Source organism: Streptomyces sp. NPDC050121 (assembly GCF_044460385.1).
GTDB classification, from domain to species: Bacteria; Actinomycetota; Actinomycetes; order Streptomycetales; family Streptomycetaceae; genus Streptomyces; species Streptomyces soliscabiei.
This window is the reverse complement of sequence record NZ_JBITJV010000006.1, coordinates 83,366-97,784: the sequence shown is the minus strand read 5'-3', so window position 1 is coordinate 97,784 and position 14,419 is coordinate 83,366. Positions and strand designations below refer to the sequence as shown.

Here is a 14,419-nt window from a genome sequence, read left to right as displayed (position 1 = left end):
ACAATGGGGCTGGGCGGGTCATGCTGTGGACCGAACGGCCCATGTCCTGTGGCCAGGAGCACCGGCAGCCAGACGAGTTGGGCTGTCCAGGCCCAGGGCGGCGGGACCATCGGGGTCGCGCGTGGGCCGTGCGGCCGCTGACTGCGCGCGGCTGAGGGGCAAAAGGATCAGCTGCGGGTCGATTTATCCCCCCTGGTCGTAAGGAGCCTGAGCCATGCCGGAACCACAGGAGGCGGAAAGGGGACAGCGGCCATGACGGCGCTCGGCCTTCCCGCCGCCTCCGCGCTCGTGATCGGCGGCATCATCGGCACCGGAGTCTTCGCCCTGCCCTCCGCCGTCGCCCCCTACGGGCCGATCTCCCTCGTCGCGTTCGTCGCGGTGCCCCTCGGCGCGCTCGCGCCGGCGCTGACCTTCGGGGCCGCTGTCGAAGCGGGTGCCGGCCAGCGGCGGCCCGTACGCATACGCCCGCGAGGCCTTCAACCCGAGCTCGGGAGGGCGGAGAGTAGGGCCGTGGCGGCGCTGTCGAAAGGCGCGATGCCACCCGCTGCGCGGCAGAGGATGTGGGCGCCTTCGAGTGTGACGATCATGAGGGTGGCCAGGCTGGTCAGTTTCGCCAGCAACAGACCCGATGCCGACGCCAAGCAGGCCCGACAGCTCGGTGCGACCGAGGTTCGCCACGACTCCAACGGAGACGTGGTCCTGCGCGATCCCACCGGCGCTCTGTTCGGCCTTACCCGGCACGCTTGACAGTGCCGCTCCGCGCGAACGCGTCGCCCAGGCAATCGCGCACCAAGCTGTCAGCACCGCGACGGCTGACGTCTTCTGATCCACTGCTTGGAGATCCACAAAGCTTCCGATGCCCCGCCGGATGCTGGGTGCCGGCTCCCGGAGCGCGGGACGATGTGACGGACGGCGTTCTCACGGCAGCATCGGACGTGCGCCTGCGGAGCCTGGGTACTCGCCACGTGAGCCGAAGGGCTCGACCGTGCCGGGCAGCCGGGCGTGTACGACATCGAGGACACCGACTACGCGTTCCTCACCCTCGGCTCGATGACCGCCGACGCCGCGTACGGCAGTGAAACGCGGGCTGTGTCCTGCGGTGTTCCCTCCTCGATGATGACGCGGATTCCGTTGCGCTCCACCACCAGTCGTGCGGGCGTTCGCTCCTGACGGGGGAGTGGTACGCGGAAGTCACCGAACCGCGCGATCAGTTCGGTGAGGAACGAACCGGAAGAGACGGCAAAGTCGAGCCGGGACACCAGGTCCGGTGACATCCCGCCGTCGCCGGGCGAGAGGCGCACCCGTCGCATGGTGGCGGACCGGCTCAGCCGGCGGTCTTCGGTGATCCAGTCGGCAAACGACTCTGCCCACCCGGCCGTGTCGCTCCCGTCAATCTGAGTACCGGCGCCGGCGCTCGCCCCAGGGTCCCGCCGATCGCGTGCGGGACCTGCGATGGTTTGCACCGGTCGGCCGGTCAGCCGGTTTGCGATCTGCATCACACCGTGCACGAGGGTCGGACCGACGGGCCCTGTTCTCAGGGCGGTTCGGCCCTATTCCAGGTGACTGCCCCGCCGGATGATCGATGTGCCGGTCGGACGCCCGACGGATCCCGGCTGTGACGGTGAACGCCGTCCCTCTACATGCATTCATCACGGAGGAGTTCCATGCTTTCGCCCGAGTCGGCCGCTGTCGTTCGAGCCACCCTGCCTGCCGTAGGCGGTGCCCTGGACGAGATCACCACGCGCTTCTACGGCTCCATGTTCGCCGACCAGCCCGAACTTCTGGACGGCCTGTTCAACCGCGGCAACCAGGCCAGCGGCGAGCAGCGCCAGGCTCTGGCTGGTTCCATTGCGAGCTTCGCCCAGGCCCTGTTGGCCAACCCCGACGCGCGCCCGGACGACCTCCTTGCCCGCATCGCCCACAAGCACGCCGCGCTCGGCGTCACCGAGGACCAGTACACGATCGTCCACAAGTACCTCTTCCGCGCCATCGGCGATGTACTCGGTGAGGCGGTCACACCGGAGGTGGCCGCCGCCTGGGACGAGGTGTACTGGCTGATGGCCGGTGCCCTGATAGCTCAGGAGGCCCGCCTCTACCAGGAAGCGCAGGTGGACCCGCGCAAGCCGTGGCGCCAGTGGACCGTGGTGGAGCGGCGGGAGGAAACCCCCGACGTGGCGTCGTTCCTGCTGCGCCCGGCCGACGACGGCCTCCTGCCCCAGGCGCGCGCCGGCCAGTACGTCAGCGTCAAGGTGACCATGCCCGACGGCATCCACCAGACCCGCCAGTACAGCCTGTCCAACGCCCCCGGCGACCGCCTGCGCCGCATCACCGTCAAGCGGGTGCCGAGCATCGCCGACGCCCCCGAAGGCGAGGTCTCCAACCAGCTGCACCGCAGCGTACGAGCCGGCGACGAGCTCACCCTGTCGGCACCGTTCGGAGACGTGGTCCTCGACGACGCCGACACCCCGCTCGTGCTGGTCTCCGCCGGCATCGGCTGCACCCCGATCGTCGGCATGCTCGAACACCTCGCCGCCACGGGCTCATCGCGGCAGGTGTGGATGCTGCACGCCGACCGCACCCCGGCCGATCACGCCCTGCGCGACGAGGCCCGACGCCTGGTGAAGCAACTGCCGGATGCGCACGCGGAGTTCTGGTACGAACAGGACGCGACCGAGGAACCCGGCTCCCACGCCGGCCTGATGCACCTCGATGGCCTGGCCCTGCCGGCTGACGCAAATGTGTATCTCTGCGGTTCGCTCCCCTTCATGCGCGCAGTTCGCGCCCAGCTCCTCCAGATCGGTATCCCCGCCCGCCACATCCGCTACGAGGTCTTCGGCCCCGACCTGTGGCTCGCCCACGCCGAGGGCTGATTCCCGCGGTTCACCGTGCAGCGAGCAATCATGATCAGCCCCAGCCGACTGCGGCTGGGGCTGGCTGGTTCTGCGAGGAAGACAGAGCGCGATCACCCAAAACTTCGGCTGGGCTCGCCCGCTGATGGTCATCGGGGAGTTCGCCGGCTGCGGCTGGCTGAGTCATAAGGCGCGTCGGCTGTATGCGGACAAGGGCTGTTCACGGGCACGTACGGAAAGACCCCTGGGCAAGGCCGGTGCCTGCCGGACGTATCGGTCTGCGCCTGGAACCGGCGCACCGGCATACGTGCACCGAGCTGGGTAATGAGCAGAGTGAGTATCCGACGGTGGCGAGGCGTTCGCGACCGTGACCTCGTGGCTCGTGGCTCGTGGCTCGTGGCTCGTGGACCGGGGCTGCGGCCAAGCGCCTCCTCATCGAGTTCTGCTCCTTGAGTTGGCCGATGCTGCTGCCGGTCCCGTGCAGACGGCTGATCCGGTCAGCTGCCGCCGGTGCTGTCCGGGGCAGCCGAGCTCGTTGCGGGCAGCATGGTCAGCAGCATGACGGTGGGTTCGGTGGCGCGCACGGTGTGCGGCAGCCGGGCCGGCAGGTGGATCCAACTGCCGGGCGTCGCCTCGGTCCTCTCGTCGCCCAGAACGAGCTCGAGGCGGCCCTGGACGACCTGGATGACGACCGGCAGGGCCGAGGTGTGTTCGGTCAGCTCCTGTCCGGCGGCGAACGCGAAGCCGACCACGCGAAGCCGGTCGTCGCGGTACAGAACGCGGCTGAGGGTGCCGTCCTCGGCCAGGGGCAGTTCGGCGGTCAGGTCGGGGATCACGGTGGCGGACATGCGGGTCTCCTCAGGAAGTCGACGTGGTGGGGGTGCCGATGAGGCTGATGGCGCCGAGGTGGGTCTGGTGGCGGCGGAAGACGCGGCGCATCTCCAGGACTCGGCGCCGGGCCGCCGGGTCGCGCAGGGCCCGGCCGGCGATGCCCAGCGTCTGTGTGAACCCTTCGTCGGCGATGAGGCGGCGCGGTTCGAGCAGGGCCATCGGCGTTCGCCGGCGGGCGGTGACCGTGAAGCCCTCGGCGGCAAACAGGCCGACCCAGCCGGACGGGGTCAACGGACGTGCGCCGACGTGGATGGTCTCGCTCAGATCCCTTGCGATCTCCTCGGCGTGTTCGGGGTCGAGGTCCTCGGGAAGCAGGCACATCTCATGGATGCCGTACCGGCCACCGGTGTCGGCGAGCAGCCGACGTGCCTCTCGTATGATGCGGCGTTTCGCGGGCTCGGGCTGCATGGTCAACATGGCCTCCCCGTACACCACGGTGGCGCTGCCGGACGGCAGACCGGTCTGGACAGCGTCCGCTCGCACTACGGCCACCTCGGTGGGCCCCGATGCAGTGAGGGTGCGCAGCTGTGCCACGGCGGCGGGGTCGCGGTCCACGGCGGTGTAGGCGGCCGGGGCACGTTCGAGGGTGAGCCGGGCCGTGGTCCCGAGCCCCGCGGCGAGCTCGACCACCCGGTCGTCGCCGCGGATGTCCAGCGTGTCCAGCATCCAGCGGGTCAGCTCCAGGCCGCCTGGGCGGAGCACCCGCTTGCCCAGGCGGGCCAGCAGCCAGTGGCCGGGCATACGGGCGGCGTCCAGTCCGTCGCCGGGTACCGGGATTCGATCGTGGAGGGCCCGAGGGTCCGTCGATGCCATGTTCGTGCCTCGCTCTCTGCGCACACCGATCTCTACTTAGGTGAACCTAACTCCGAGTGCCGTCCGAGCGCGGGGGCCGAAGGTCCCGACCGGTAGGGCCCTGCGGGCCGGTGCTGACGGGCGCCGCCGGGTGTCCCTGACGCGCTTGGACGGCGGCCTTCCTCGGCGGCCCATCCGGCCGCGAGTTCTCCCGCGCGACGGGCTGCGGCCACTACCGCGTGGGGACCACCCTCGGCACGACCCGCCGCGTATCCGACCAGGCGGTCCACTCCGCCAGTACGTCGTCCATGAGGGCTGTTCCTTGCATGCGTGTGGTCTGTGGCTGATCGGCGAAGCGGTGTGGTGGCGTCACACCAGGCTGCTCCAGTACGCCCAGAACCGGGTGAGCACGAGCAGGGCGATCACCCCGTACCAGCCGCCGAGCAGTATCCAGTGCGTCTCCCGCAGGAGTGCGAGGACACTGTGGGGGACCCGAACGATCCCGTGGTTGACGCAGTGCAGGGCCACGCACCAGAAGAGGGCGATGGTGACGACCCAGACGACGGCGCAGTAGGGGCAGATCCTGTTCAGCTCGTACAGCGACTGCACGATCAGCCAGTGCACGAACACGACCCCCGCCAACGCCCCAGCGGCCAGCGCGAGCCACAGCCGCCGGTGCAGACGCGCGCCGGTGAGCACGGCGGCACCCAGAACGGCGACGGCGGCGAACGCGCCCAGACCGAGCAGCATGTTGGGGAAGCCGAACACACTCCCCTCAGGGCTGGACATGACGCTGCCGCAGCTCACCACTGGGCTGATGTTGCATGGCGGTTGATAGGAGGGGTCCTTGAGCAGCCGCCAGTCGTCCACAGCGAGCTGGAAGGAGGCCAGCCAGCCCAGGGCACCGGTCAGGAGAAGCACCAGGCCGGTGCCGCGGCTCGCTCCCGATCCCTGCGTGGTCCGTACGGTCGTGGCATCCGGTGTGCGGGTCGGCGGGTGGATCATGCGGCGCGCCGCCCGGAACGGGTCGTCCGGCTGTGCAGTCGCACGGTCGAGTCGGCTGCCGGCACGGTCCGCTTCCGGTAGACCAGGTAGGGCCGGGCCAGGTACCCGATCGGGACGCTCCACACATGCACCAGTCGGGTGAACGGCCAGACCGCGAAGAGCAGGCAGGCGCTGAGAGCGTGGAGCTGGAACAGCAGCGGGGCGCCAGCGATCGACTCGGGTCTCGGCTGGAGGGCGAAGATGCCTCGGAACCAGACAGAGACGGTCTCGCGATAGTCGTAGCCGGGGCCGAAGACGTTGTGCGCGGCCGTGGCGGAGATGCCCAGCAGTACGGTCGCGGCCAGCAGCGGGAAGAGCAGCTTGTCACTGCGGTCGGTGCCGAGCCGGATCCGGCGGGTCAGCAGCCGCCGGGCGCACAGCATGCCCAGGCCGGTGACCATGGCGACGCCGGCCACCGAGCCCGCCCAGACGGCCGTGGTGTGGTACGTGTGCTCGGTGATACCGGCCGCCTCGGTCCAGGAGGCGGGCACGGCGAGGCCCACGACATGCCCGGCGATCACCATGAACGCGCCCAGGTGGAACAGCGGGCTGCCCCAGCGCAGCCAGCGGTGTTCGAGGAGCTGGCTGGTGTGGGAGGTCCAGCCGAACTGGTCCTGGCGATAGCGCCACACATGCCCCACCGCGAACACCGCCAGGCAGATGTAGGGGATGGCGACCCACAGGAGGAGATCGGCACCGCCCGTAGACGCGGCGGCCAAGGGGGTCGGTACGGCGTTCATCGGGGGCCTTCCGTACGGCTGGTCGGAGCGGGCGGCACACGGGTCGCAGGGGCGGGCATCGGCGGCACGAAGGCGCCCGGAGGGGCGAACTCCCCCTCGCCGTAGGTGCCGTAGGGGTCGAGGCCGACCTCCTCGTTCGGCGGGCCCTCGGCGACCAGCTGGGCCACCGCCGCGCGGTCGGACTCGGTGGGCGGCGGCAGCAGGGTGAGCAGCGCGGCCAGGACGTGCCGGTACGGGGAGTCGGCGTCGGTCAGCGCCCGGTGGATCAGCTCCAGACCACGACGGTGCTGGCGCAGCGGTGCCTCGCCGCCGCCCGGACCCGCCAGGGCGGCGAACTCCAGCACGACGGGCAGGTGGTCGGGCAGTTCACCGCCGTCGGTGTCCCAGCCCGCGGCGCGGTAGCGCTGGTTGAGGGTGAGCAGGGCCATGCCGCGGCGGCGAGTGTCGCCGTGCAGATAGTAGGTGAGGTAGAGACTGCTCTTGCGGCGCAGGTCGAACATCTCGACGTAGTGCCGCTCCAGCGCCTCGGGATCCTGTGCGGCGAACCAGTCGGTGAACCGGGCCAGGTGCTCCGCCGCGGGCGTGGCCGGCAGGGCCTCCGCCACGGTCGTCAACTCCGGCCGGACTGCGGTCAGTTCCACGTCCGGGTACTGCAGGAGCAGCGATACGAGCCGCAGTGTCAGCGCTCGGCCCGCCGTCTCCTCGGGTGTGAGGCGAGCCGGGCGGCGAACGGCTGCCCGGACGCGGGTGCGGACGAGAGCGGGAATCGTTGAGGGCAGCAGGCTCACGGACGTCCTCCGGCAGTGGTGTTGCGGCGCAGGGTGGGGATGCCGAGCATGACCTTGCGGGGCTCGGCTTCGCCGGACGTTTCGACCGGGCAGCGGTTCTCCATGGCGATCAGGGCGGCGGCGTCCTCCTTGTGGGCTGCGGGGACGACGTAGCGGTCCTTGTACTTGGCGACGGCCAGCAGCCGGTGCAGGTCCTCCGCCTCGCGGGCAGTGAGCCCGACCGCCTTCAGCGCCGTCTCGTCGCCGGACTCGCCGAGGGTGCGTTCACGCATGTACGAGCGGAGCGCCGTGAGCTTCATCAGCACGCCGGCGACCACATCGGTGTCGCCGGCGGTGAACAGCTCCGCCAGATATTCGAGGGGGATGCGCAGCCGGGTGACGGCGGCGAAGACGTGGTCGGGGTCGTCCTGGTTGCCGCCCGCCGCGTCGACGGCGTCGAGGACGGGGGAGAGCGGGGGGACGTACCAGACCATGGGCATCGTCCGGTATTCCGGGTGCAGCGGCAGCGCCACCCTGTAGCGCATGACCAGGTCGTACACGGGCGAGCGGCGGGCCGCCTCCAGCCAGTCCTCGGGGATTCCGGACTCCCGTGCAGCGGCGCGTACTTCAGGGTCGTGCGGGTCGAGGAAGACACCGCGCTGGGCATCCAGCAGGTCCTTCTCGCCCGGGGTGGCCGCCGCCTCACCGACGCGGTCGGCGTCGTAGAGGAGCAGGCCGAGGTAGCGCAGGCGGCCGACGCACGTCTCGGAGCAGACGGTGGGCTGTCCGGCCTCGATGCGCGGGAAGCAGAAGGTGCACTTCTCGGCCTTGCCGGTGGCGTGGTTGACGTACACCTTCTTGTACGGGCACGCCGTCACGCACATCCGCCAGCCCCGGCAGCGGTCCTGGTCGACCAGGACGATGCCGTCCTCGACCCGCTTGTACATCGCGCCCGACGGACAGGCCGACACGCAGGCCGGGTTGAGGCAGTGCTCGCACAGCCGGGGCAGGTGGAAGAGGAAGGTCTGCTCGAACTCGAACTTCACCTTCTCCGCCCAGGCCCCGGACAGATTGGGGTCGGCGCCGGCGTGCTCCGGTGCGCCGCCGAGGCCGTCCTCCCAGTTGGCTCCCCAGGTGATCGCAGTGGGCCTGCCGGTGAGGACCGAGCGGGGGCGGGCGACCGGGATGTCCTTCTGGGCGGGGGCGTTGACGAGGTTGTCGTAGTCGTAGGTGACCGGCTCGTAGTAGTCCTCGATGGAGGGCAGGTCCGGGTTGGAGAACAGCGACAACAGTCGCTTGACCCGGCCGCCGGAGCGCAGGACGAGACGTCCGCGCTTGTCGAGCGTCCAGCCGCCCTTCCAGTGTTCCTGGTCCTCGTAGCGGCGGGGGTAGCCGACGCCGGGCTTGGTCTCGACGTTGTTGAACCAGGCGTACTCGACACCGGTGCGGTTGGTCCACGTCTGCTTGCAGGTGACCGAGCAGGTGTGGCAGCCGATGCACTTGTCGAGGTTCATCACCATCGCGATCTGGGCCATCACGCGCATGTCAGTACTCCACTTGCTGGCTACGGCGGCGGATGACGGTGACCTCGTCGCGCTGGTTGCCGGTCGGGCCGTAGTAGTTGAAGGCGTAGGTGAACTGGGCGTAGCCGCCCGCGAGATGGGTGGGCTTGAGCAGCAGCCGGGTCAGCGAGTTGTGGATGCCGCCGCGCTTGCCGCTGACCTCGGTCTTCGGGACGTTCACGTTGCGGTCCTGGGCGTGGTACATGTACACCGTGCCCTCGGGCATGCGGTGCGTGACCACCGCCCGTGCCGCCACCACGCCGTTGCGGTTGTACGCCTCGATCCACTCGTTGTCCTTGACTCCGATCTTCTCGGCGTCTTCCGTGGACATCCAGATCGTGGGTCCGCCGCGGGACAGGTCGAGCATGTACTTGTTGTCCTGGTAGTTGGAGTGGATGGACCACTTTGAGTGCGGGGTGAGATAGCGGACGGTGACCTCCGCCCGGCCGCCTTCGTGCAGCTGCTCGTCGCCGTAGTGCCGGGGCGTGTTCAACGGCGGCCGGTAGACGGGGAGTTGCTCGCCGAGTTCGGTCATCCAGTCGTGCTGGACGAAGAAGTGCTGGCGGCCGGTGAGGGTGTGCCAGGGCTTCTTGTGCTCGGTGTTGATGACGAACGGGGAGTAGCGGCGCCCGCCGGTCTCCGAGCCGGACCACTCGTAGGAGGTCATCACGGCGCGGGGCTGGGTGCGGGTGTCGGCGAAGGTGATCCGCTCCGCCTCCCGCTCGGCGGCGAGCTCGACGAGCCCCTCGCTGCCGGTCTGCCGCTCCATCTCGCGGAATCCCTCGGTGGCGAGGCGCCCGTTGGTGGTGCCGGACAGGGCCAGGATCGCCTCGCACATGTCGCTCGCGGTGGCCAAGGAGGGACGCCCGGCGGCGATTCCCTCCTGGACGGTGCCGTTGCGGTGCCGCAGCTCGTCGATCTCCCGGTCGGGGTGGACGGTGATGCCCTTGGTGGTGGTGCCCAGGGTGTCGAGCAGCGGGCCGACGGCGCGCATCTTCTGTGCGATCGCGGCGTAGTCCCGTTCGATGACCGCCAGCTTCGGCATGGTCCGCCCGGGTATCGGCTCGCACTCGCCGGCCTTCCAGTCCCGTACCGTCCCGCCCGGCTGGGCGAGTTCGTCCGGTGTGTCGTGGGTGAGCGGCACGGCGAGGACGTCGGTGCGGGTGCCGAGGTGCTCGGCCGCCAGTTCGCTGAACCGGTCGGCGATCGTCAGGAACGTGTCGTAGTCGGTGCGAGCCTGCCAGGGCGGGGCGATGGCCGGGGTGAAGGCGTGCACGAACGGGTGCATGTCCGTGCTGGAGAGGTCGTCCTTCTCGTACCAGGTCGCCGCGGGCAGGACCACGTCAGCCATCAGCCCGGTCGACGTCATCCGGAAGTCCATGCAGACCAGCAGATCGAGCTTGCCCTCGGGGGCCTCCTCATGCCAGACCACCTCCTTCGGACGCCCCTCGGGCGGCGTCTCCTCGGAGCGGACCGCCGCATCGGTGCCCAGCAGATGGCGCAGGAAGTACTCGTTGCCCTTGCCGGAGGACCCCAGCAGGTTCGCCCGCCAGACCGTCAGCACGCGCGGGAAGTTGGCCGGGTCGTCGGGGTCCTCCACGGCGAACCGCAGTCGCCCGGACTTCAGCTCGTCGACGATGTAGTCGGCGACCGGCCGACCGGCCCGTGCCGCCTCGTCCGTCAGGTCGAGCGGGTTGCGGTTGAAGCCGGGGTGGCCGGGCGTCCAGCCCAGCCGCACCGCCTGCGCCAGGCAGTCGGCGAACCCCTTGCCCTTGAACCGCCCTTCGCCCAGCGGGGAGGCCAGCTCGTCCGGCCCGAACGCCTCGTAGCGCCACTGGTCGGAGTTCAGGTACCAGTACGACGTGCCGGCCATGTGGCGGGTGGGCCGCTGCCAGTCGAAGGCGAACGACAGGTGCTGCTGCCCGGTGACCGGGCGGACCTTCTCCTGGCCGACGTAGTGCGCCCAGCCGCCGCCGTTGACGCCCTGGCAGCCGGTCATCGTCGTCAGCGCCAGGAACGCGCGGTAGATGGTGTCGGAGTGGAACCAGTGGTTGGTGCCAGCCCCCATCGCGATCATGGAACGGCCGTTGGTGCGCTCGGCGTTGCGGGCGAACTCCCGGGCGATCCGGGCCGCCTGCTCGGCCGGCACCGACGTGATCGTCTCCTGCCAGGCCGGGGTGTAGGGCTCGGACGCGTCCTCGTACGACGACGGCCACCGGCCGGGCAGACCCGGCCGGGCCACCCCGTACTGCGCCAGCATCAGGTCGAAGACCGTGGTGACCAGGCGCCCGCCGACGCGCCGCACGGGCACACCGCGCACCATGACCGAGCCGCCCTCCGTGCTGCCCTCGTCGAAGCGGGGAAGGGCGATCTCGACGGTGTCCTCAGCGCGGTCGATCAGGCTCAACTCGGGCACGGTCTCGCCCAGGTCGAGGTTCCAGCGGCCTCGCCCGGCCTCCCCCCACCGGAAGCCGAGCGAGCCGCCGGGGACCACCGGATCACCAGTGGCCCGGTCCAGAAGTACGGTCTTGAACTCGGCGTTCTCCTCCTCGCTGCCCAGGTCGGCGGCGGTCAGGAACCCGTCCGGGACGAGACCGTGCTCGTGCTTGCGCAAGGTCACCAGGAACGGCGCGTCGGTGAACTTGCGCAGGTAGTCCTGGAAGTACGGCACTTCGCGGTCGATCAGGAACTCGCGCAGGATGACGTGCCCCATGGCCATCGCCAGCGCCCCGTCGGTGCCGGGGTGCGGGGAAAGCCACTCGTCGGCGTGCTTGACGTTGTCGGCGTAGTCGGGGCTGACCGCGACGACCTTGGCGCCGTTGTAGCGCGTCTCGGTCAGGAAGTGCGCGTCGGGTGTGCGGGTCACGGGGATGTTGGAGCCCCACATGATCAGGTAGCCGGCGTTCCACCAGTCGGCGGCCTCGGGCACGTCGGTCTGGTCGCCGAAGACCTGCGGGGAGGCGATGGGGAGGTCGGCGTACCAGTCGTAGAACGACAGCAGCGTGCCGCCGATCAGCGACGTGTAGCGGGCGCCGGCCGCGAAGGAGGCCATCGACATCGCCGGGATCGGGGAGAAGCCGGCGACGCGGTCCGGACCGTATGTCTTGATCGTGTGGACCTGGGCGGCGGCGATCAGCTCGCTCACCTCGTCCCAGTCGGCGCGCACCAGGCCGCCCTTGCCGCGGGCCCGCTTGTACGCCCGTGCCTTCGCGGGGTCGGAGGTGATCTCGGCCCAGGCCGCCACCGGGTCGCCGAGCCGCTTGCGGGCCTCGCGCCACAGCTTCAGCAACTCGCCCCGCACATACGGGTAGCGGACCCGGCTGGGCGAGTAGGTGTACCAGGAGAACGAAGCGCCACGCGGGCAGCCGCGCGGCTCGTACTCGGGGCAGTCGGCGCCGATCGACGGGTAGTCGGTGGCCTGGTGTTCCCAGGTGATGATGCCGTCCTTGACGTACACCATCCACGAGCAGGAACCGGTGCAGTTGACCCCGTGCGTGGAGCGCACCACCTTGTCGTGCGACCAGCGGTCCCGGTAGAAGCCCTCCCACTTCGGGTCGCCCGTGCCGAACACGGCGCGGCCGTCGGCCGACACCTCACGGCGGGTGAGCAGTCGCCGGGCGGCCAGCGGCCAGCCTTCACCGGCGCGCGGCGCCTGACGCCGTGCGTTCTGATCGTTCTCCATGGTCAGGAACGCTAGGCGGCGTTGACTTTGGTGCACCTGGGTCTGGCGGTCCCTGCCGGATGACCTTCCGGCCCCATTCCGCCGGTCGCAGTAGGGCCCAATGGTCCCGGTGGTGGGACCCGGTCGGCCAGGGAGTTGGTGTGGCCGGCGTTGCATGCTGGGCACTGATCGAACCGCGGACGTCCCTCTGCACGACCGCATTCCGTGCCCGCCAGGCGGCCGATTCCCCCGTCCCCGGTCTGCTGCGGGTGTAGCGCGTACGGCGCGTGGCGCCCGGTTCGGTCGTGCGTCCGGCCGCTTCCCGCGGCCGGACGCAGCCTTCACATCGTCAAGGCGACCACCCCTGAACGCCCTACACCCGCACCGGCCGGCCGAGCCGACCGTCACCTGCTGGAGACACCCTCATGAGCGTGCTCACCCTCGCCTCGGCCCCCGAGGACGCCACCGCCCTCGAAAGCGCCGAGGCGCATCACGCCCGCCTGGCCGGGGAACTGGCCGGCCGGGTGAAAATGCTGCTCACCGCCGTGGACCGCGACCCGAGCGCCGCGGAGAAGATCCACGCCGGGCTCGTGGCCTTCTGCGACCGCTCGCTGCTGCCGCACGCCGCAGCCGAGGAAGCCGCGCTCTATCCCGCCGCCCACGGCATGCCCGAGGCCCGCCTGCTGATCGAGAGCCTCATCGGCGAACACCGCTGCCTCACCGCGCTCGTCGACGCCCTGCGCGCGGCGGCCGCCCCGGCGGATGCGGCGGCCGACGCCCGGGCCCTTCAGGTGCTCTTCGAAGAACACGTGGCCAAGGAGAACGGTCTCGTACTGCCCCTGCTCGCGATGACGCCCGCGGTTTCCCTGGCCGCGCTGCTGGCGGACCTGCACCACCGGTTCGCGAACGACACGGGCAACCGGAACGCCCAAGAAGATCAGGACATCGAGGAAGGACAGGACATGCAAGAAGGACAGACCGAGGAGACCGGCGGCTGCGGCGGGGTCTGCGGTTGCGGCGGCGCGGAGGAGACGGCGGAGCCCGAACTGGATGTGCGGGAGGTTCCGCACGCCCTGCGTCACGCCACGGTCTTCGGCGCCCTGGACGCCGTCCCGGCGGGCACCGCGATGGTGCTTCTCGCCCCGCACGACCCGCTGCCGCTGCTCGCGCAGATCGAACAGCGCAGCCCGGGAGCCTTCGCCGTGGAGTACCTGGAACGCGGTCCCGAAACCTGGCGGCTGCGGCTCAGCCACCGCTGACCCGAAGCTCCGTACAAGCCGAACGCCCCGTACAAGCCGAACGCCCCGTACAAGCCGAACCCCAAGTGCAAGAGGAAAGAAGGACAACACGCCATGGACGGATCACACCGTGGGGCCGGGGCCCTGCTCGCCACGGTCGGAACAGCCCTGGGCGTCGCCGGACCAGTCATGGTGCTGCGTGGTCGCAGCGGCAGGAAGGAGATCCGTGCCGAGCTGGCCGCCCAGAAGATCACCTTCCCCGAGCGCGGTCTGCCCGCCGAACTCGCCGCCTATGCCGGCCGAAGTGTGGAAACCGGCCCCGAGGCGCACGCCTACGCCGAGTTCATCAAGGGCAATCTCGCCCATGCCACCGGCGGCCGCACCTATGCCGAGATCACCACTGAGTTGCACGCCACCGGCGGCGACGACGAGAAGCTCTCCGAGCTGCGCCAGACCGCGTTCATGGGCCAGTCCCTGCGCGCCTCACTGATGTCCGCCTGCCAGGCATGGCACCTCACCACCCTGGTCACGGGCCTGGGCGCCGCACTGACCGGCCTCGGTGTCGCCCTGGTGGCCACCGCTGACGCGCTGACTCCCCGCTCCCCGAACCGCTCCTGAAGATGGGGCGGCCGGTAGCGACGTGTCCCTGCGTCCTGACCGGGCTCGCGCAGGGGCGCGTCCAGGCGCGCCCGTTCACGTCGTCCGCCGTCCGACGGTCCCCTCGCACCTGTCGCGAGGAAGGACCTTCGGCCCTGTGCGTGAAGACCATCGGCCGCCGCGCCGACCACTGCCGCCGGTGGATGCTGACGGCGACCGATCCGGAGGTATCCCGTGCACGACCCAGTCGACCGCCCTCAAGGCCGATTCCACCGCTG

Annotated in this window: 12 protein-coding genes; 4 read left to right on the top strand and 8 right to left on the bottom strand. The window is 70.3% G+C overall.

From position 1 onward, the window contains the following. The first annotated feature begins 252 nt into the window (after nucleotides 1-252). Nucleotides 253-747, top strand: a complete 495-nt coding sequence (locus ACIBTS_RS11670) for a hypothetical protein (protein ID WP_399318595.1) — start codon at nucleotides 253-255, stop codon at nucleotides 745-747. A gap of 278 nt (nucleotides 748-1,025) precedes the next feature. Here ACIBTS_RS11670 and ACIBTS_RS11665 read toward each other — a convergent pair whose 3' ends face one another. Then, a complete protein-coding gene (locus ACIBTS_RS11665) occupies nucleotides 1,026-1,496 on the bottom strand; it encodes a hypothetical protein (RefSeq protein ID WP_399318874.1) in 471 nt (156 codons plus the stop codon). A gap of 168 nt (nucleotides 1,497-1,664) precedes the next feature. On the opposite strand from ACIBTS_RS11665, the gene ACIBTS_RS11660 reads away from it, so the two are divergent. Continuing rightward, complete coding sequence (locus ACIBTS_RS11660) at nucleotides 1,665-2,870, top strand: globin domain-containing protein (RefSeq protein WP_399318593.1); 1,206 nt, start codon at nucleotides 1,665-1,667, stop codon at nucleotides 2,868-2,870. 476 nt (nucleotides 2,871-3,346) lie between these two features. Here the strand turns inward: ACIBTS_RS11660 and ACIBTS_RS11655 are convergent, their stop codons facing one another. From ACIBTS_RS11655 to ACIBTS_RS11625, 7 genes are all read right to left on the bottom strand, one after another. After that, complete coding sequence (locus ACIBTS_RS11655) at nucleotides 3,347-3,697, bottom strand: cupin domain-containing protein (RefSeq protein ID WP_399318591.1); 351 nt, start codon at nucleotides 3,695-3,697, stop codon at nucleotides 3,347-3,349. A 10-nt stretch (nucleotides 3,698-3,707) separates the two neighbouring features. Continuing rightward, nucleotides 3,708-4,553 carry a class I SAM-dependent methyltransferase gene (locus ACIBTS_RS11650; protein ID WP_399318589.1) on the bottom strand — a complete coding sequence of 282 codons (846 nt, stop codon included), beginning with the start codon at nucleotides 4,551-4,553 and terminating at the stop codon, nucleotides 3,708-3,710. Nucleotides 4,554-4,901: 348 nt separating this feature from the next. Then, on the bottom strand, nucleotides 4,902-5,537 hold the full coding sequence (locus ACIBTS_RS11645; protein ID WP_399318587.1) for a vitamin K epoxide reductase family protein: 636 nt from the start codon (nucleotides 5,535-5,537) through the stop codon (nucleotides 4,902-4,904). Continuing rightward, nucleotides 5,534-6,316: a respiratory nitrate reductase subunit gamma gene (narI, locus tag ACIBTS_RS11640; protein WP_399318585.1), complete on the bottom strand. Its 783-nt coding sequence runs from the start codon at nucleotides 6,314-6,316 to the stop codon at nucleotides 5,534-5,536. Before narI ends, ACIBTS_RS11645 begins: the two co-directional genes overlap by 4 nt. Next, nucleotides 6,313-7,104 carry a nitrate reductase molybdenum cofactor assembly chaperone gene (gene narJ, locus ACIBTS_RS11635; protein WP_399318583.1) on the bottom strand — a complete coding sequence of 264 codons (792 nt, stop codon included), beginning with the start codon at nucleotides 7,102-7,104 and terminating at the stop codon, nucleotides 6,313-6,315. Before narJ ends, narI begins: the two co-directional genes overlap by 4 nt. Beyond that, on the bottom strand, nucleotides 7,101-8,627 hold the full coding sequence (gene narH, locus ACIBTS_RS11630) for a nitrate reductase subunit beta (RefSeq protein ID WP_399318581.1): 1,527 nt from the start codon (nucleotides 8,625-8,627) through the stop codon (nucleotides 7,101-7,103). Before narH ends, narJ begins: the two co-directional genes overlap by 4 nt. A 1-nt stretch (nucleotide 8,628) precedes the next feature. Next, entirely contained in the window at nucleotides 8,629-12,327 is a 3,699-nt protein-coding gene (locus ACIBTS_RS11625) for a nitrate reductase subunit alpha (protein WP_399318579.1), read from the bottom strand. A gap of 404 nt (nucleotides 12,328-12,731) precedes the next feature. On the opposite strand from ACIBTS_RS11625, the gene ACIBTS_RS11620 reads away from it, so the two are divergent. Next, on the top strand, nucleotides 12,732-13,565 hold the full coding sequence (locus ACIBTS_RS11620; protein ID WP_399318577.1) for a DUF2249 domain-containing protein: 834 nt from the start codon (nucleotides 12,732-12,734) through the stop codon (nucleotides 13,563-13,565). A gap of 93 nt (nucleotides 13,566-13,658) precedes the next feature. After that, entirely contained in the window at nucleotides 13,659-14,162 is a 504-nt protein-coding gene (locus tag ACIBTS_RS11615) for a hypothetical protein (RefSeq protein ID WP_399318575.1), read from the top strand. Nucleotides 14,163-14,419: the final 257 nt, after the last annotated feature.

What these genes read in the sequence shown, in the direction of transcription:
- ACIBTS_RS11670 (WP_399318595.1), top strand. Translation starts at nt 253, where the DNA reads ATGACGGCGCTCGGCCTTCCCGCCGCCTCCGCGCTCGTGATCGGCGGC.
- ACIBTS_RS11665 (WP_399318874.1), bottom strand. Translation starts at nt 1,496, where the DNA reads ATGCAGATCGCAAACCGGCTGACCGGCCGACCGGTGCAAACCATCGCA.
- ACIBTS_RS11660 (WP_399318593.1), top strand. Translation starts at nt 1,665, where the DNA reads ATGCTTTCGCCCGAGTCGGCCGCTGTCGTTCGAGCCACCCTGCCTGCC.
- ACIBTS_RS11655 (WP_399318591.1), bottom strand. Translation starts at nt 3,697, where the DNA reads ATGTCCGCCACCGTGATCCCCGACCTGACCGCCGAACTGCCCCTGGCC.
- ACIBTS_RS11650 (WP_399318589.1), bottom strand. Translation starts at nt 4,553, where the DNA reads ATGGCATCGACGGACCCTCGGGCCCTCCACGATCGAATCCCGGTACCC.
- ACIBTS_RS11645 (WP_399318587.1), bottom strand. Translation starts at nt 5,537, where the DNA reads ATGATCCACCCGCCGACCCGCACACCGGATGCCACGACCGTACGGACC.
- narI (WP_399318585.1), bottom strand. Translation starts at nt 6,316, where the DNA reads ATGAACGCCGTACCGACCCCCTTGGCCGCCGCGTCTACGGGCGGTGCC.
- narH (WP_399318581.1), bottom strand. Translation starts at nt 8,627, where the DNA reads ATGCGCGTGATGGCCCAGATCGCGATGGTGATGAACCTCGACAAGTGC.
- ACIBTS_RS11625 (WP_399318579.1), bottom strand. Translation starts at nt 12,327, where the DNA reads ATGGAGAACGATCAGAACGCACGGCGTCAGGCGCCGCGCGCCGGTGAA.
- ACIBTS_RS11620 (WP_399318577.1), top strand. Translation starts at nt 12,732, where the DNA reads ATGAGCGTGCTCACCCTCGCCTCGGCCCCCGAGGACGCCACCGCCCTC.
- ACIBTS_RS11615 (WP_399318575.1), top strand. Translation starts at nt 13,659, where the DNA reads ATGGACGGATCACACCGTGGGGCCGGGGCCCTGCTCGCCACGGTCGGA.